The sequence below is a fragment of the Lentibacillus cibarius genome (assembly GCF_005887555.1).
GTDB lineage: Bacteria > Bacillota > Bacilli > Bacillales > Amphibacillaceae > Lentibacillus > Lentibacillus cibarius.
The window spans coordinates 2,019,836-2,037,456 of the sequence record NZ_VCIA01000001.1; the positions used below are offsets into that span (position 1 = coordinate 2,019,836).

Consider the following 17,621-nt stretch of genomic DNA (forward strand, 5'->3'; position numbering starts at 1 on the left):
GGGGAACAGTCATGGAATGTCAGGAATGTCACCAACGTCCTGCAACGCTTCACTTCACCCAAGTTATTAATGGTGACAAAACCGAGGTGTATGTATGTGAGGTATGTGCTAAAGAAAAAGGCTACATGACTTATCCAGAGGAAGGATACTCATTACACCATTTGTTGTCAGGACTATTTACTTCAACGAATGAAAACCAGCAAAATACGGCACGACAACAGATGAGTAATTTGCAATGTCCACAATGTGAAATGACACTGTCAGAGTTTAAGCGAGTTGGAAAATTTGGCTGTTCACAATGCTATCAGACATTTGAAGACTATCTTGATCCAATCTTTCGCCGTGTACATAGCGGCAACACAACACATCATGGAAAAATTCCTGCCCGTAAAGGTGGGGATATGCGTATCAGAAAACAGGTTGATGCCTATAGGGATGAATTGCAGCGGTTAATAAAAAATGAAGCGTTTGAGGAGGCCGCGACAGTCCGGGATAAAATTAAAGAGCTAGAAAAGGAAATAGGGGGTGACGAGGCATGACACTGCAGCAGTTTATGAATGAGGCAATCAGCCCATGGATGCGAGAGGATGGACCTGATAGCGATATTGTTTTAAGTAGCAGAATTCGACTAGCACGAAACTTTTCCCAATATTCCTTTCCAATCCTGGCTGATGAGTCTGATTTGGAGCACATCAGTTCCTTTATCAGGGAGGAATATGAGCATCAGTCATTCCAGGATTATCAGGAGTTTTCATTTATACCTATTCAAAAACTGTCGCCAGTGGAGAGACGTGTGCTTGTGGAGAAGCATTTAATTAGTCCACACCTAGCAGAGCAGGATCATTCATCAGCCGTATTGATATCGAAAAATGAACAAGTATCGATTATGGTCAATGAGGAAGATCACCTTCGTCTTCAGCTTTATTATCCTGGTTTTCAGCTTACAAAAGCACTTGAAAAAGTCTTTGAATTAGATGATTGGCTGGAAGAAAAGGTGAACTACGCGTTTGATGAAAAGCGTGGTTACTTAACTGGTTGTCCCACAAATGTCGGAACAGGGATGCGTGCGTCCGTTATGATGCACTTGCCTGCACTAGCGTGGACACAGCAGATTAATCGGATGATACCGGCAATCAATCAACTAGGCCTTGTCGTACGTGGTATTTATGGAGAGGGCAGTGAAGCAAAGGGAAATGTCTTCCAGATATCAAACCAGATCACTCTTGGCAAATCAGAAGAAGATATTGTTGAGGACTTGCAAAGTGTTGCCGGTCAGCTTATTGAGCAGGAGCGTAAAGCAAGAAATAGGATAATGGAACAGTCAGCAAAGCGTCTCGAAGACCGGATATACCGCTCGTATGGGATATTGGCTTATAGCCGTATTATTGAGTCTAAAGAAGCGGCATCCTGTTTATCAGACGTAAGACTTGGTATTGACTTGGGTGTTATTGAGAATGTTTCAAGAAGTATATTGAATGAATTAATGGTGTTGACACAGCCGGGATTCCTGCAGCAGTATGCTAAAAAGTCGCTGGCCCCCAATGAACGTGATGTATTAAGAGCATCCCTTATTCGTGAACGTATACAACTGGAAAATTAGTTAGGAGGAGAAATAACTATGATGTTTGGACGTTTTACAGAACGAGCGCAAAAGGTGCTGGCGCTTTCCCAAGAGGAAGCTGTACGCCTCGGACATAATAATATAGGAACCGAACATATCCTGCTCGGCCTTGTCAGTGAAGGTAACGGAATTGCAGCTAAAGCATTGGAATCGCTAGGCTTAGAGGTCGCCAAAATTCAGGAAGAGGTGGAAAAACTGATCGGTTCCGGGAAACAACCGATGCAGACGGTTCATTACACCCCAAGAGCTAAGAAAGTAGTCGAGTTGTCACAGGATGAAGCACGTAAACTGGGGCATTCCTATGTTGGTACCGAGCATATTTTGCTTGGTCTCATACGTGAAGGTGAAGGTGTTGCGGCACGTGTGCTGAATAATCTTGGTGTCAGCCTGAACAAGGCACGCCAACAAGTACTCCAACTGTTGGGAAGTAATGAATCGCAAGCTGGTCGTCAGGGTCGTGGCGCACAGTCATCAAATGCTAACACACCAACACTCGATTCACTGGCTCGTGATTTGACTGAAAGTGCGAAAGAAGGCAATGTTGACCCTGTTATCGGCCGTAGTAAGGAGATTGAGCGGGTGATAGAGGTTCTTAGTCGCCGCACAAAAAACAATCCGGTCTTAATTGGGGAGCCAGGAGTCGGTAAAACGGCCGTTGCGGAAGGTCTGGCACAACAAATCGTCCAAAATGAAGTACCAGAGATACTGCGGGACAAACGGGTGATGACCCTTGACATGGGTACTGTCGTAGCTGGGACGAAATACCGTGGTGAATTCGAGGACCGACTTAAGAAAGTAATGGAGGAGATACGCCAGGCATCCAATATCATATTATTCATTGACGAATTGCATACATTGATTGGAGCGGGCGGCGCAGAAGGTGCGATTGACGCTTCCAATATACTAAAGCCAGCTTTATCTCGTGGTGAACTACAATGCATTGGCGCTACCACGTTAGATGAATACCGTAAATATATCGAAAAGGATGCAGCACTCGAACGCAGGTTCCAGCCGATTCAAGTCGACGAGCCAACATTGGATGAAACGGAGCAGATTTTACAAGGGTTGCGCGACCGTTATGAAGCACACCACCGTGTAACAATCACTGATGAGGCGATTGAAGCGGCCACCTCATTGTCCGATCGTTATATTACAGACCGTTTTCTGCCTGACAAAGCCATTGACTTAATCGACGAGGCGGGATCTAAAGTTCGTTTGCGTTCCTATGCGATTCCCCCGGATTTAAAAGAGTTGGAGCAGAAGCTCGCGGACGTGCGAAAAGAAAAAGATTCTGCCGTACAGAGCCAAGAGTTTGAGAAAGCTGCTTCTTTGCGTGATTCAGAACAACGGCTTCGTGAAGAACTAGACGAAACAAAGACACAATGGAAAGAAAAGCAAGGACAGGAGTCGTCGGAAGTGCTAGTGGAAGACATAGCGAAAGTTGTTTCGACTTGGACGGGTGTGCCTGTTTCCCGGCTGACAAAGGATGAAAGTGAGCGCCTTCTGAATTTGGAAAAGACACTGCATGATCGGGTCATCGGCCAGGAAGAGGCTGTTGATGCTGTTGCTAAAGCTATCCGTAGGGCACGTGCCGGTTTGAAGGATCCAAAGCGCCCAATTGGCTCGTTCATTTTTCTTGGACCAACTGGTGTAGGGAAAACGGAACTAGCACGAGCACTTGCTGAGTCTATGTTTGCTGATGAGGAGGCCATGATTCGCATAGACATGTCCGAGTACATGGAAAAACATGCGACCAGCCGGCTTGTTGGATCACCTCCAGGATATGTCGGGTATGATGAAGGGGGCCAGCTGACGGAAAAAGTCCGTACGAAGCCGTATTCGGTCGTTTTACTAGACGAAGTGGAAAAGGCCCATCCGGAAGTATTCAACATTCTACTGCAAGTGCTGGAAGATGGAAGGCTGACAGATGCCAAAGGGCGTGTCGTTGATTTCCGCAATACTGTCCTAATCATGACATCTAACGTTGGTGCTAATGAACTGAAGCGAAACAAGTATGTTGGATTCACGCTTGATGATGAAGAGCAGGACTACAAAAATATGAAATCAAAAGTAACCGAAGAACTGAAAAAAGCATTCCGGCCAGAATTCTTGAACCGAATCGATGAGACGATTGTTTTCCATTCGCTAGAACGAAAGCATATGAAATATATTGTGCAGTTAATGGTCAAACAACTGCAAACCAGACTGCAAGAACAAGGTATTGAATTTACACTAACGGATAAGGCAGTTGAAAAGATTGCCGACGAAGGCTTCGATCCTGAATATGGTGCCCGGCCGTTACGCAGATCCATTCAGAAAAATATTGAAGATATGCTGTCGGAAGAATTGTTGAAGGAGACAATCACAAAAGGCGAAAAGGTAAAAATCGGCTTAAATAATAAGGGAGCATTTACTATTCTGTCGTAAACTTTTTAGTGTATAGTCATGGTTTTTCAGCATCCACGTAGGCAAATCACCATTAGTAAAAAACTGGAGGGTCCGTCACCTTCCAGTTTTTTTGCTTAAGAAAGATAGACTTAGGTTGCTACGGACAACGTACCAAATCAGCCACGTCAGCCTTGACGCACAGGATATATTAATGCAGTCGTTGCGACAGGACGTCACGTCTTAGCCTGCGAGTGCACTTGTGCCTTTGATCCATCGAGCGGCTTGAACATAAACATGTTATACTTAGAAGTGTGGAACAAATATGGTAATTTTTTATGTGATTGATAGAAATCTGTAACTTTCATGTAGTGTATTTGGTATATAATAGGGATGTAGCAAAGGAGAACGATAACATTGGCAAAACGTAAAACGAAATATGTATGTCAGGACTGCGGCTATGAATCTGCTAAATGGATGGGTAAGTGCCCCGGGTGCGGGAGCTGGAATACGCTAGTTGAGGAATGGGAAGCATCTTCTGTGAATACAAGACATACAATGGGTGGGGGCGCAAAGCCAGCTAGTAAGCCAGAGAGCATTACATCCGTTGAAACAAAAAAAGAACCGCGTATCACAACATCGATGCGTGAATTCAACCGGGTACTTGGCGGTGGAGTTGTGCCTGGATCATTGGTACTTATTGGTGGGGATCCCGGTATAGGCAAGTCAACATTATTGCTGCAAGTGTCATCCCAGCTCGCAGACAAGCAGTTACCCGTCCTTTATATTTCAGGCGAGGAATCTATGCGACAGACGAAACTACGTGCCGACCGTCTTGACGTCACATCCGATTTACTTTACGTATTATCCGAAACTAATTTATTTGATATTGTCAGTCAAATTGAACAAATCAAGCCCGCTTTTGTTGTGATTGATTCAATTCAAACAGTTTACCGAGAAGAAGTAACAAGTGCACCTGGCAGTGTTTCTCAGGTACGTGAAAGCACGAACGAATTAATGAAGACGGCTAAATCACACGGCATTCCTATTTTTATTGTCGGGCATGTCACGAAGGAAGGGGCAATCGCCGGACCACGGATGCTGGAGCATATGGTCGATGCAGTTCTTTATTTTGAAGGTGAACGGCATCACACCTATCGAATATTGCGCAGTGTTAAAAATCGCTTTGGAAGCACACATGAAATGGGTATTTTTGAGATGAAGGAAGAAGGCCTGCGAGAAGTTATGAATCCTTCTGAAATTTTCCTGGAAGAACGACCTCAAGGTGCGGCTGGTTCTACCGTCGTGGCGTCTATGGAAGGAACCAGACCTGTTCTTGTTGAGATCCAGGCCCTCATTTCTCCAACTAGTTTTGGTAATCCAAGACGGATGGCAACTGGGTTTGATACGAATCGTGTTCCACTTTTGATGGCGGTTTTGGAAAAGCGTGTCGGTCTTTTACTGCAAAATCAGGATGCATATATTAAGGTTGCCGGAGGTGTGAAACTTGATGAGCCCGCCATTGACCTTGCAGTGGCTGTCAGTATTGCATCCAGTTTCCGGAATAAGCCGACAAGGCCGGAAGATATTTTCATTGGAGAAGTTGGACTGACCGGTGAAATAAGGCATGTCTCTCGAATCGAGCAGCGCGTTCAGGAGGCGGCTAAACTTGGGTTTGAGCGTGTCTTCTGTCCTAAGAAAAACCTGGAAGGATGGACCCCTCCTTTATCTATTAAGGCAATTGGGGTAAGTACTGTCAAAGAGGCATTAGAAGAGGGTTTGATGGATTGAATAGCGGGATACAATTGATTGACATTCAACCTATTAAGTGTTAAAATAATACGTTTAAAAATTGACTTGTTTTCACGATTATGCTAGGATTTATCTGAGAATATATATTTTATCCGAACTTATAGCGGTTATTTTATGGAAAATGGGTAATAATAGACAATAGGAGGTGACAGTGGTGCTAAATAAAATCGTTCATTTATTTTTTATTATTAGTGGAGGTACCATTGGATTTTTGTACATCCCGGATATTGTCAATTTGCTGGAATTTACTGATGTGAGCTGGGCAGAATCTCGTTATTTAGGCATGGTTTTAGGTGCAATTATATTATTCGGCCTTTCCTATTTTGTCACGGACTATATTGTTGGCTTTTTAAGATGGATTGAGGAAGCATTGATTAAGATTCCGGTCGGTGACTTGTTGTTTGGTAGTCTTGGGCTGATTGGCGGTTTAGTCATTGCTTATTTGGCTAATATTCCGTTGACGGATATTGACATTTATCTCGTATCACAGGTTTTGCCGCTCTTTATTACAATTTTACTAGGGTATTTTGGTTTTCAGGTTGGATTTAGAAGGCGTGATGAATTAATGAACCTGCTTAACTTCAACCGGAAAGAACGGGAAAAGAAGCAGCCTACAGAAGAAGTGGCTTCCGAGCGAAAACAGCCGAAATCCAAAATTCTTGATACAAGTGTTATTATTGACGGGCGTATTGCGGATATCTGCCAGACGAATTTTTTGGAAGGTACGATTGTTATTCCGCAATTTGTGCTTGGTGAATTGCAGCATATTGCGGATTCATCCGATGTGCTCAAACGAAATCGCGGGCGCCGGGGCCTTGATGTTCTGAACCGGATACAGAAAGAGTTGCCGGTTAACGTAGAAATCTATGAAGGTGATTTTGATGATATTCCAGAGGTTGACAGCAAACTGATCAAATTGGCTAAAGTAATGGACGGAATTGTTGTGACAAATGACTTTAATTTAAATAAAGTCTGTGATTTGCAAGGGGTACCAGTCTTAAATATTAATGACCTGGCAAATGCCGTCAAACCAGTTGTTTTACCGGGTGAGGAATTAAATGTACAAGTGATTAAGGATGGTAAGGAACACAATCAGGGTGTTGCGTATTTGGATGACGGTACAATGATTGTTGTAGAAGAAGGTCACGACTATATTGGAAAGAAAGTAGAAGTGCTAATTACAAGCGTTCTGCAGACATCTGCCGGTCGAATGATCTTTGCTAAACCGAAATTACTTGAAAAAGCACAATAAAAACGGTATAACATAGGGAGAAGAAAAAGTGATAACGAAGAAAGTTATCACTTTTTGTTACGTTTTAACGGCCGAGGTAGTTTGTATATAAAGAAAGGAGTTTCACCATGACAAATCAGGTTCGTGTACGCTATGCACCAAGTCCGACGGGTAATCTACACATTGGTAACGCTCGTACGGCATTGTTTAATTATTTATATGCCAGACATTTTGATGGGGAATTTATTATTCGAATTGAAGATACGGATGCTAAACGAAATGTTGCTGGCGGTGAAGAAAGCCAAATGAAATATTTGCAATGGCTTGGCATCGACTGGGATGAAGGCGCGGATGTCGGCGGTGATTATGGTCCATACCGCCAAATGGAGCGGCTGGACATTTATCAGAAATATGTCGATGAATTGCTGGAAAAAGGTTTAGCTTATAAATGCTACATGACCGAAGAGGAATTAGAGAAAGAACGGGAAGAACAGCGCGCGAAAGGACAAGTCCCGAAATATTCCGGTGCCCATCGCAATCTGACGCAAGAGCAGATAGAACGGTTTGAAAGTGAAGGACGTAAGCCAAGTATTCGCATGCGTGTCCCGGCTAACCAAACGTATACGTTTCGTGACATTGTCCGGGGCAATATCACGTTTGAATCGAGTGACTTTGGTGATTGGGTTATTGTGAAGAAAAATGGTGCACCAACCTATAACTTTGCTGTTGCTATTGATGATCACTTGATGGCGATTACGGATGTCCTGCGCGGTGAGGAGCACATTTCCAACACCCCGAAACAAATGATGGTCTATGAAGCGTTTGGCTGGCAACCGCCAAGATTTGGCCATATGACACTCATCTTGAATGAGGAACGTAAAAAACTAAGTAAGCGTGATGAACATATCATGCAGTTTATCGAGCAGTACCATAACTCGGGGTACCTGCCTGAAGCACTGTTTAACTTCATTACGCTACTTGGCTGGTCCCCGGTCGGTGAAGAAGAAATCTTTAGCAAAGAAAAATTGATTGAGATATTTGACCCTGACCGGTTGTCTACATCCGCGGCTATATTCGACCGCCATAAATTGAAATGGATGAATAACGAATATATAAAATTAGCTGACCTTGACAGGGTTATTGGTCTAGCCATGCCACATTTGATAGAAGCCGGTAAATTGCCGGAAGATATGGATTCACCAACAAGAGAGTGGGCGGAAAAGGTGATAGCCTTGTACCAGGAACAGCTGCATTATGGTGCTGAAATCGTCGAACTGACGGAACTGTTTTTCAGAGAAACGATTAACTATGATGAAACGGCCATGGATGTATTGAAACAGGAGCAGGTTCCGGAAGTGCTGCAAGTATTTACGGACAAGCTCATTCACTTGGATGAATTCGAAAAAGATGCAATCAAGCAGCAAATTAAAGCAACCCAAAAGGAAACCGGTCATCGTGGGAAAAAACTGTTTATGCCAATCCGGGTAGCAACTACTGGACAGGCGCACGGTCCTGAACTACCACTTGCCATCGAGCTATTAGGCAAAGATACCGTTCTGAAGCGTCTTGATCATTTGCTGAAGCAGCTTGGAGCTTAATCGGTTCACAACTGCGTGTAAATGTAATATAGTAATAATACAATTAGAAAAATTCGAGCGTTGACAAGGAGAAGTAAAAAACACCATGCTTGTCCAGAGAGAATCACCACCGGCTGCAAGTGATTCGAAGCATCGTTTTTGAAATGCACCTTGGAGCCCGCTATGGAAATGGTAGTATATAGCGGCGGCTCTCTGCCGTTACCGGAGCCAAGCTGGAAGAATATGGTACTCTTCAAACAGAGTGGGACCGCGCGAACAAGCGTCTCTGTGTCATGATTACACTGGGACGCTTGTTTTTATTTTGTTAAAAACTTGCGGAACAACGCTTTTTAAATATAGACAACGGGAGGAGGAAACAGGACGATGGGGTTGTTTAAGCGGATCAAAGAGGATATGGATGTTGTGTTTGAACAGGATCCAGCCGCGCGCTCATATACGGAAGTGGTGTTGACATATTCGGGTCTACACGCCATCTGGGCACATCGCCTGGCTCATTTCTTTTTTAAACGCCGTTTGTTTTTCATTGCCCGGGCCATATCGCAAATTAGTCGCTTTTTTACCGGTATTGAAATTCATCCCGGTGCCAATATTGGCCGAAAATTTTTTATTGACCATGGAATGGGTGTTGTCATCGGTGAAACATGTGAAATTGGGAATAATGTTACCCTTTTTCAAGGGGTAACGCTCGGAGGCACAGGTAAAGAAAAGGGGAAACGGCATCCTACCATTAAGGATAACGCCATGGTTGCAACTGGTGCCAAAGTGCTCGGCAACATAACTATTGGCAACAGTTCTAAGGTGGGAGCTGGATCGGTCGTGCTGAAGGATGTTCCTGATCATTCCACTGTTGTCGGTGTACCGGGCCGGGTTGTTGTACAAAATGGGGAAAAAGTGAAGAAAAACCTTGATCATCATAAACTGCCGGACCCGGTAGCAGACCGCTGTGAACAACTGCAGAAAGAAATTGATACATTGCGTGAAGAAATAGCAAAGCTAAAGGAAGTGAAACAGTATGACGATAACTATTTATAATACGTTGACAAGGGAAAAGGAAGTATTCAAGCCAATTGAAGAAAACAAGGTGCGCATGTATGTTTGTGGTCCAACAGTCTATAACTATATTCATATTGGAAACGCACGACCTGCTATCGTCTTTGATACGGTCAGACGGTATTTTGAATACAAAGGCTTCCAAGTTGATTACGTTTTAAATTTCACCGATGTTGATGACAAAATTATTAACGCGGCTAATGAACTCGGTGAAGCGGTTCCTGACGTTGCTAACCGTTTCATTGAGGCCTATTTGAATGATGTCGAGGCGTTGGGTGTTAAACAGGCAACTTGGAATCCGCGCGTAACGGAGACAATGGATGATATTATCACGTTTATTCAAAGCTTAATAGATAAAGGGTATGCTTATGAAGTGGATGGTGATGTTTATTTTAAACCACGTTCGTTTGCCGACTACGGTAAGCTGTCTCATCAATCAATTGATGAATTGCGGTCCGGGGCACGCATTCAAGTGGGTGAGAAAAAAGAGGATCCGCTTGATTTTGCCTTGTGGAAAAAGGCGAAGGACGGAGAAATTGCGTGGGATTCTCCATGGGGACAGGGACGCCCTGGCTGGCATATTGAGTGCTCGGCTATGGCGAAGAAATACCTTGGGGAGACCATAGACATTCATGCCGGTGGCCAAGACCTTACTTTCCCGCACCATGAAAATGAAATTGCTCAGTCAGAGTCAATGAACGAAAAGAGTTTTGCCAATTACTGGATGCATAATGGGTATATAAATATTGACAATGAAAAAATGTCCAAATCACTTGGCAACTTTGTTTTAACGAAAGATATTATTGCACAGCACGACCCGCAAGTAATCCGGTTCTTTATGCTGAGTGTTCACTATCGTCACCCAATCAATTTCACCGAAGAGTTGCTGCAAGGGGCGAAGAACAGCCTGGACCGAGTTAAGAATGCATACAGCAATCTGGAGCACCGCAAGCAGGCCAGCATGAACGCCGATAAAATGGCCTCCGATTGGATGGAAACCATCGCTGGACTAAAACAACAGTTTGAAGAAGCAATGGACGATGATTTTAATACGGCAAATGCCGTCGCTGTGTTATTTGATATGACAAAAGAGGCTAATCGCTACCTTGAACAGGAGCATACCTCTGTTCACGTGATCGAAGCATTTCAAGAAAACATGGAAGCACTGCTTGACGTACTGGGTATTCAACTGGAACAGGAAGAAGAGCTGCTAGATGCAGATATTGAAGCACTGTTAGAGGAGCGGAGAGAAGCAAGGAAAAATCGTAACTTTACTCGGGCTGATGAAATACGTGACAATCTTAGAGAGAAAAATATCATTCTGGAAGACACACCACAGGGAACGAGATGGAAGCGGGCAGACAATGAATCTTGATGTGAAACAAATGAAAAGTTTGGCGCTTGCCTATATGGGGGATGCTGTTTATGAAGTTCATGTCAGAAACCATTTGCTAAAAAGCGGTACAATAAAGCCGAATCAGCTCCACAAAGAAGCCGTCACGTTCGTATCTGCCAAAGCCCAAGCGCTGTTGTCCTGTATTGGATTGAGGCTAGTGTGCTTACTGATGAAGAGGAGCGGGTGGTTGCCCGGGGAAGAAACGCCAAGTCCGGGACCATCCCCAAAAATGCCAGTGTGCAGACGTACCGGTATAGTACAGCGTTTGAGGCGCTTATTGGTTATCATTATTTACTTAACAATGAAGACAGGCTAAACGAACTGATGACTGCAGCTGTAGCACATGTAGAAGGGAGTAAAAATCGACAATGAATCAGGAAATGATTATTGGCAAAAATCCTGTTATGGAAGCGCTGAAGGTAGGAAGACCGGTCAACAAAATACTTATCTCGGATCAACTGAACAAATCGCTAGCTAGTAAAATTAACCATCTCGCCAAAGAGGCTGGAACCATTGTACAGAAAGCGCCCAGAACGAAGCTTGACCAGTTGGCTACCGGAACTCACCAAGGTGTTGTCGCTTATGTTGCCTCTTATGCCTATGCCTCACTGGAAGATTTGTTTACTAAGGCAACAGAAAAACATGAAGCACCGTTTTTTATTATTTTGGATCAGTTGGAAGACCCTCATAATCTTGGTTCAATCTTGCGTACGGCTGATGCTGTTGGTGCGCACGGGGTAATCATTCCTAAACGCCGCTCTGTTGGTCTTACCCAGACAGTTGCCAAAACGGCTGCCGGAGCATTGGAACATGTACCGGTCACACGCGTTGTGAATATCGCAAATACGATTGAAGAATTAAAAGAACGGCAGGTTTGGGTTGTTGGAACTGCAGCGGACGGCACGGAGGATTACCGGAAGCTTGATGGGGATCTGCCCATTGCTATTGTGGTAGGAAATGAAGGAAAAGGGATGAGCCGATTGGTGAAGGAAAAATGTGATTGGACCATCAGCCTTCCTATGCACGGACATGTTTCTTCGCTTAATGCTTCAGTTGCCTGTAGTTTGTTATTGTACGAGGTATACCGCAAAAGGTTCCCAGTTGGTGATGATTGATGAATGTGTTAGTTGTTGACGGCTACAATATCATAGGTTCCTGGGGAGAACTAAAACAGTTAAAGCTAAATGATATTGGACAAGCGCGTGACCGGCTAATTGAACTGTTGGCTGACTATCAAGCATTTACCGGCATGCGCGTCATTGTCGTTTTTGATGCCTATTATGTTAAAGGGATTGAGAATAGATATAAAGAATACCAGGTTGAAGTCATCTATACCAAGGAAAATGAGACCGCAGATGAGTGTATCGAGCGGTTAGTGAAAGACCTGAAGAACGTTTTGAATCAAGTTTATGTGGCAACATCCGATTTTGCAGAACAGCGTACCATTTTTGGGCAAGGTGCATTGCGTAAATCAGCACGGGAACTGTATATTGAATTGAATGACATTGACAAAGAAATAACTGAAAAAATAGAAGATAGTAAAAATGAAGGTCGACCGCTTAAAATTCCACTGAAAAAAGATGTTTTGGAGAAATTCGAAAAGTGGCGGCGCGGAAACACGTAGTTGCCCGGACTTGCTGCTTAATTACTGCGGATAACTAAAGTAGTAAATCAGCCAAAACCAGTACTCCGGCGTATAGGACGTACTATTGCCGGCGCCCGAACAGGACGTAGCGTGTTTAGCCTGCAAAGATGCTTGTGCTCTTATGTTCTATGTTGACTATTAGGAAACGCTTACTGTATAATACGTTTAAATTGACCAAAGTGTTGATGGGGGGTTATACTAGGTGAGTGCCGAGCTGATAGAGACAGAAGAAGAAAGCCTGGAAATACTTGAAGATGATGAAATAATTCGTTTGATACACCGTGGGAACAGCCAGGCACTGGATTTTCTTATACATAAATACATTAATTTTGTTCGGGCAAAAGCACGCACTTATTTTATCATCGGTGCAGACAAAGAAGATATCGTTCAAGAAGGCATGATTGGTCTCTATAAGGCCATTCGTGACTTTGATGGGGACAAGCTATCCTCTTTTAAGGCATTTGCCGAACTGTGTGTCACCCGTCAAATCATTACCGCAATCAAAACAGCCACAAGACAAAAGCACACCCCGCTTAACTCATATGTATCGCTTGATAAGCCAATCTATGACGAGGAATCAGATCGGACCTTGCTTGATGTCATCGGAGGAAATGAAGCTATCGATCCACAGGAATTACTAGTGAACAGGGAAGATTTTTTCGATATGGAAGGAAAGCTGTCTGAATTGCTGAGTGCGTTGGAGAAAGAGGTGCTGCACTTGTATTTGGATGGTTGCACTTATCAGGAAATTTCAATTAAGCTAAAACGGCATGTGAAGTCGATTGATAATGCGTTGCAGCGGATCAAAAGGAAACTGGAACAGCTACTGGAGTCAAATGGGACTGGCAGCCATTAAGTCCATTGACACCAGTTCGTGGCCATGCTACATTGATATAGGTGAAAACCCTCCAATGAGGTGAATATAAATGAAACGAAAAGTGGCATTGGCATGTGCCATTTGTTCAAATAGAAATTATACAACAAGCAAGAATGCATCAATCAGTAAACGCCTGGAAATGCAGAAATACTGCAAAACATGCGACAAACATACGCTGCACCGTGAAACAAAATAACGGCGCATTTTTCGGTGGGGTTCTGAATCCGGGGAGGGAAAAGCTGTGAATATCATGAAGTTTTTTAAGAATGTTTCCAGAGAAATGAAAAAAGTAAGCTGGCCAAAGGGTCGTGAATTGACAAGTTATACAATTACGGTTATATCAACCGTTGCCTTTGTGGCTGTATTCTTCGCAATTGTTGACATGGGTATTTCGCAATTTTTGAATTTATTATTTTAACAGATTTGAATAAACAGACTATCATTATGTAATAATGTATATAAAATTTTGATTTTAAAACCCGGCTTGTTGCGGGTTTTTTAATATTGACTGTTTTTAAGCTGAAAGCGGTTCGAAAAAGGACATGAAAACTGATGATAAGGGAGGGAAGGGCAGACTGAATCGCCCTGTATACATGGAAAAAAACTGGTATGTTGTCCACACCTATTCCGGTTATGAGAATAAGGTGAAAACGAATTTGCAAAAACGTGTGGAAACAATGGGCATGGAGGATAAAATCTTTCGTGTGGTTGTACCCGAGGATGAAGAAACAGAAATAAAAAATGGGAAGAAAAAGGTAGTCAAAAAGAAGGTTTTCCCAGGATACGTCTTAACGGAAATGGTTATGACCGACGATTCCTGGTATGTTGTCCGGAACACTCCTGGTGTGACCGGCTTTGTTGGTTCCAGTGGCCACGGAACAAAACCGACACCGATTCTGCCCGATGAGGTAGAAACGCTACTGAAGCGCATGGGTATGAAAGAGACCACTCCGCAGGTAGACTTTGAAATCAAGGAGAATGTTCACATTACTGATGGCCCTTTCACTGATTTCACAGGCACTATTGAACATATTGATACCGACAAACAGAAGGTAAGAGTCCATGTGAACATGTTCGGGCGTGAAACCCCGGTTGAATTGGACTTCACCCAGATTGAAAAGTTGCAGTGACAAAATGGTAACCTATTCTTATAAAATAAATGCATAGAAAATGTTGCATTATTTTATGATTCGTGCTAGAATTTTTTTGTTATCGACGTCCCTCGTATCAGAGCGGATAGGTAATGTTGAGTGGGAGGGGAATCACCCTATTACCACATCACGGACTTTAAGGAGGTGTGTCTCGTGGCTAAAAAAGTAATCAAATTAGTGAAACTGCAAATCGAGGCCGGCAAGGCAAACCCAGCACCACCGGTAGGACCGGCGTTGGGACAGGCCGGAGTAAATATCATGGGATTCTGTAAGGAATTCAACGCGCGTACACAAGACCAGGCCGGTATGATTATCCCGGTAGAAATCACTGTTTTTGAGGACCGTTCGTTTACATTTATTACGAAAACCCCACCTGCAGCTGTATTGCTTAAAAAAGCAGCTGGGATTGAATCCGGATCAGGTGAACCGAACCGTAATCAAGTTGCTTCGGTCAAGCGCGACCAAGTGAAAGAAATTGCAGAAACAAAAATGCCTGATTTGAATGCGGCTGACTTTGAAGCTGCTATCCGTATGGTTGAAGGAACCGCACGTAGTATGGGCATTGCAATTGAAGATTAATTCCGGTACAAACATGAATAGGTACAGGTTGCGATAATAGACATCCATATTCTCGCAACTTTTTTCATGAAGAATGCATGAGCGTGTGTTTGAAAGAAGGGTCGAAGCGGGGTTGGTCAACTTTGTCAACAAACGCTTGAGTGATGGCAAAAGGCTAAGGTCCTCTATTTAAAAATGCCATTTCGGCCTATTTTTGAGCAACTGCTGTCTGCATTTAAGTGGGAGGTCTTACCGCTATAAACCACAACCTGAGGAGGAAGAAATAATGGCAAAAAGAAGTAGAAAGTATCAAGAAGTTGCTGAACTTGTTGATCGTTCAAAAGCATATAACGCAGAAGAAGCTGTTGCATTGCTGAAAGAAACAGCGAAAGCAAATTTTGATGAAACGGTGGAAGCTGCGTTCCGTTTAGGTGTAGACCCTAGAAAAGCCGACCAACAAATCCGTGGCGCTATGGTACTTCCGCATGGAACTGGGAAAACCCAACGCGTATTGGTATTCGCTAAAGGTGAGAAAGCGACTGAAGCTGAGAATGCCGGTGCTGATTACGTTGGTGAGCAAGACTTAATCAGTAGAATTAACCAAGGTTGGTTCGACTTTGATGTAGTTGTCGCTACACCTGATATGATGGCAGAAGTCGGTAAACTTGGACGGGTTCTAGGACCAAAAGGGCTTATGCCAAACCCTAAGACAGGTACAGTCACATTTGAAATCGAAAAAGCAGTTAATGAAATCAAAGCTGGTAAAGTTGAGTACCGCGTTGATAAATCTGCAAACATCCACGTTCCATTTGGAAAGATTTCATTTGATAATGACAAATTGGTTGAGAACTTCGAGGCTATAGCTGATACACTTGCAAAAGCAAAGCCACAGGCATCAAAAGGTATATATATGCGTAACGCTTCCGTCACATCCACGATGGGACCTGGAATCAGAGTCGACGTTGCACCATACCGCTAAAGAGTAACACGAAACGCGATTTAATTTCGTATCGATTAGTTAGGCTATTGACTTTTTATAAGTGGTCAGATATACTATGGTTCGTCATTAATAGAATACGTTGTACCGTAGACAGCAGGTGCGTTTATCGCTTAATTCCCTGCCGAGGTGTTTTGTGAACAAATAGTCTGCTTTAGTCAGGCTGCCATTTGTTATAACGAAGCCTCCATGTCTACATGGGGGCTTTTTTGGTTGGTTCAGGATCGAACGTCTCTATTCCGGATATAAACGGTCGGATGCGGTATAATGAACATTTAATAGGAGGTGGAACGATGTCTAATAGCAATATTATCGAGCAAAAGAAACAGGTTGTGCAGGAAATTGCCGACAAATTTCGTGACAGCCAGTCTACTTTACTAGTGGATTACCGTGGCCTTGATGTTGCTGAGGTAACGGAATTGCGTAAACAGCTGCGTGAAGCAAATGTTGACTTTAAAGTATATAAAAACTCAATGGCACGCCGTGCGGCTGATGCTGTGGAATTGAGTGAGCTGAACGATACGTTTGTTGGACCGACGGCGATTGCATTCAGTAATGATGATGTAGTTGCCCCTGCCAAGATTCTAAATAACTTTGCCAAAGAGCATGAGGCTTTAGAAATCAAAGGTGGCGTCATCGAGGGTGAAATTGCATCCATCGAACAAATTCAAGAGCTTGCAGAACTGCCAAACTACGACGGTATGGTATCCATGCTGCTTAGTGTACTTCAGGCACCGGTACGCAACTTTGCTTATGCAGCAAAAGCTATCGCGGATCAAAGAGAAGAGCAAGGTGCGTAAACAGTTACTGTTAAGTACAGCTATATGACGATAGAAATTATTAAATTAAAATGGAGGAATAACAATGGATAATCAGCAAATTATTGATGCGATTAAAGAAATGTCTGTTTTAGAATTAAACGATCTTGTTAAAGCAATTGAGGAAGAATTCGGCGTAACGGCTGCAGCACCGGTTGCTGTTGCAGGCGGAGATGGCGGCGGAGAAGCTGCTGAAGAACAAACAGAATTCAATGTAGAATTGACCGACGCCGGCGATTCAAAAATCAAAGTTGTTAAAGCAGTCCGTGAAATTACCGGACTTGGTCTTAAAGATGCAAAAGATCTTGTAGACAATGCTCCTAAAGCTGTTAAAGAAGGTGCTTCTAAAGAAGAAGCCGAAGAAATTAAGAGCCAGCTTGAAGAAACAGGTGCAACAATAGAACTTAAGTAATAGTCCCATAAAGAAGCTCGTCGGAGTCACGGCGGGCTTTCTACATATTCATCTCATCTGGTAAATATCA

Annotated in this window: 18 protein-coding genes, 1 pseudogene and 2 other annotated features; all 19 genes and pseudogenes read left to right on the forward strand. The window is 43.4% G+C overall.

Going from position 1 to position 17,621, the window contains the following annotated elements:
* Positions 1-11: 11 nt before the first annotated feature.
* The 19 genes and pseudogenes from FFL34_RS09645 to rplL all read left to right on the forward strand — a co-directional run bounded on the left by FFL34_RS09645 (position 12) and on the right by rplL (position 17,551).
* Positions 12-539, forward strand: coding sequence for a UvrB/UvrC motif-containing protein (locus FFL34_RS09645; RefSeq protein ID WP_138603263.1), 528 nt, complete (start codon positions 12-14; stop codon positions 537-539).
* The gene (locus FFL34_RS09650; protein ID WP_138603264.1) at positions 536-1,600 is read left to right on the forward strand and encodes a protein arginine kinase; all 1,065 of its coding nucleotides are present in this window, start codon (positions 536-538) and stop codon (positions 1,598-1,600) included. The genes FFL34_RS09645 and FFL34_RS09650 overlap by 4 nt, the downstream gene beginning before the upstream one ends.
* Before the next feature lie 18 nt (positions 1,601-1,618).
* Positions 1,619-4,048 carry an ATP-dependent protease ATP-binding subunit ClpC gene (gene clpC / locus FFL34_RS09655; protein WP_138603265.1) on the forward strand — a complete coding sequence of 810 codons (2,430 nt, stop codon included), beginning with the start codon at positions 1,619-1,621 and terminating at the stop codon, positions 4,046-4,048.
* A 375-nt stretch (positions 4,049-4,423) separates the two neighbouring features.
* Positions 4,424-5,797, forward strand: a complete 1,374-nt coding sequence (gene radA, locus FFL34_RS09660) for a DNA repair protein RadA (protein WP_138603266.1) — start codon at positions 4,424-4,426, stop codon at positions 5,795-5,797.
* A gap of 175 nt (positions 5,798-5,972) precedes the next feature.
* Positions 5,973-7,070, forward strand: coding sequence for a PIN/TRAM domain-containing protein (locus tag FFL34_RS09665; RefSeq protein ID WP_138603267.1), 1,098 nt, complete (start codon positions 5,973-5,975; stop codon positions 7,068-7,070).
* A gap of 107 nt (positions 7,071-7,177) precedes the next feature.
* Entirely contained in the window at positions 7,178-8,647 is a 1,470-nt protein-coding gene (gene gltX / locus FFL34_RS09670; RefSeq protein ID WP_138603268.1) for a glutamate--tRNA ligase, read from the forward strand.
* A gap of 51 nt (positions 8,648-8,698) precedes the next feature.
* Positions 8,699-8,917 (forward strand) — a binding site (T-box leader).
* A 93-nt stretch (positions 8,918-9,010) separates the two neighbouring features.
* Positions 9,011-9,679 (forward strand): serine O-acetyltransferase, encoded by a 669-nt coding sequence (gene cysE / locus FFL34_RS09675; RefSeq protein ID WP_138603269.1) that lies wholly within the window; start codon positions 9,011-9,013, stop codon positions 9,677-9,679.
* Positions 9,660-11,072, forward strand: a complete 1,413-nt coding sequence (gene cysS / locus FFL34_RS09680) for a cysteine--tRNA ligase (protein WP_138603270.1) — start codon at positions 9,660-9,662, stop codon at positions 11,070-11,072. Before cysE ends, cysS begins: the two co-directional genes overlap by 20 nt.
* A pseudogene (locus FFL34_RS09685) lies at positions 11,062-11,465 on the forward strand (Mini-ribonuclease 3). The gene cysS and the pseudogene FFL34_RS09685 overlap by 11 nt, the downstream one beginning before the upstream one ends.
* Positions 11,462-12,208 (forward strand): 23S rRNA (guanosine(2251)-2'-O)-methyltransferase RlmB, encoded by a 747-nt coding sequence (gene rlmB / locus FFL34_RS09690; RefSeq protein WP_138603271.1) that lies wholly within the window; start codon positions 11,462-11,464, stop codon positions 12,206-12,208. The pseudogene FFL34_RS09685 and the gene rlmB overlap by 4 nt, the downstream one beginning before the upstream one ends.
* Positions 12,208-12,717 (forward strand): NYN domain-containing protein, encoded by a 510-nt coding sequence (locus tag FFL34_RS09695; RefSeq protein ID WP_138603272.1) that lies wholly within the window; start codon positions 12,208-12,210, stop codon positions 12,715-12,717. Before rlmB ends, FFL34_RS09695 begins: the two co-directional genes overlap by 1 nt.
* A 259-nt stretch (positions 12,718-12,976) precedes the next feature.
* A complete protein-coding gene (gene sigH, locus FFL34_RS09700) occupies positions 12,977-13,594 on the forward strand; it encodes an RNA polymerase sporulation sigma factor SigH (RefSeq protein ID WP_411712858.1) in 618 nt (205 codons plus the stop codon).
* Positions 13,595-13,664: 70 nt separating this feature from the next.
* Positions 13,665-13,811, forward strand: coding sequence for a 50S ribosomal protein L33 (gene rpmG / locus FFL34_RS09705; protein WP_138603274.1), 147 nt, complete (start codon positions 13,665-13,667; stop codon positions 13,809-13,811).
* 51 nt (positions 13,812-13,862) lie between these two features.
* A complete protein-coding gene (gene secE, locus FFL34_RS09710; protein ID WP_138604713.1) occupies positions 13,863-14,033 on the forward strand; it encodes a preprotein translocase subunit SecE in 171 nt (56 codons plus the stop codon).
* Between the two features lie 175 nt (positions 14,034-14,208).
* A complete protein-coding gene (gene nusG, locus FFL34_RS09715) occupies positions 14,209-14,745 on the forward strand; it encodes a transcription termination/antitermination protein NusG (RefSeq protein WP_138604714.1) in 537 nt (178 codons plus the stop codon).
* Positions 14,746-14,919: 174 nt separating this feature from the next.
* Complete coding sequence (gene rplK, locus FFL34_RS09720) at positions 14,920-15,345, forward strand: 50S ribosomal protein L11 (protein WP_138603275.1); 426 nt, start codon at positions 14,920-14,922, stop codon at positions 15,343-15,345.
* Between the two features lie 265 nt (positions 15,346-15,610).
* On the forward strand, positions 15,611-16,303 hold the full coding sequence (gene rplA / locus FFL34_RS09725) for a 50S ribosomal protein L1 (protein WP_138603276.1): 693 nt from the start codon (positions 15,611-15,613) through the stop codon (positions 16,301-16,303).
* An 87-nt stretch (positions 16,304-16,390) separates the two neighbouring features.
* Positions 16,391-16,541, forward strand: a sequence feature (ribosomal protein L10 leader region).
* A 73-nt stretch (positions 16,542-16,614) separates the two neighbouring features.
* A complete protein-coding gene (rplJ, locus tag FFL34_RS09730) occupies positions 16,615-17,121 on the forward strand; it encodes a 50S ribosomal protein L10 (RefSeq protein ID WP_138603277.1) in 507 nt (168 codons plus the stop codon).
* A gap of 64 nt (positions 17,122-17,185) precedes the next feature.
* Positions 17,186-17,551 carry a 50S ribosomal protein L7/L12 gene (rplL, locus tag FFL34_RS09735; protein WP_138603278.1) on the forward strand — a complete coding sequence of 122 codons (366 nt, stop codon included), beginning with the start codon at positions 17,186-17,188 and terminating at the stop codon, positions 17,549-17,551.
* Positions 17,552-17,621: the final 70 nt, after the last annotated feature.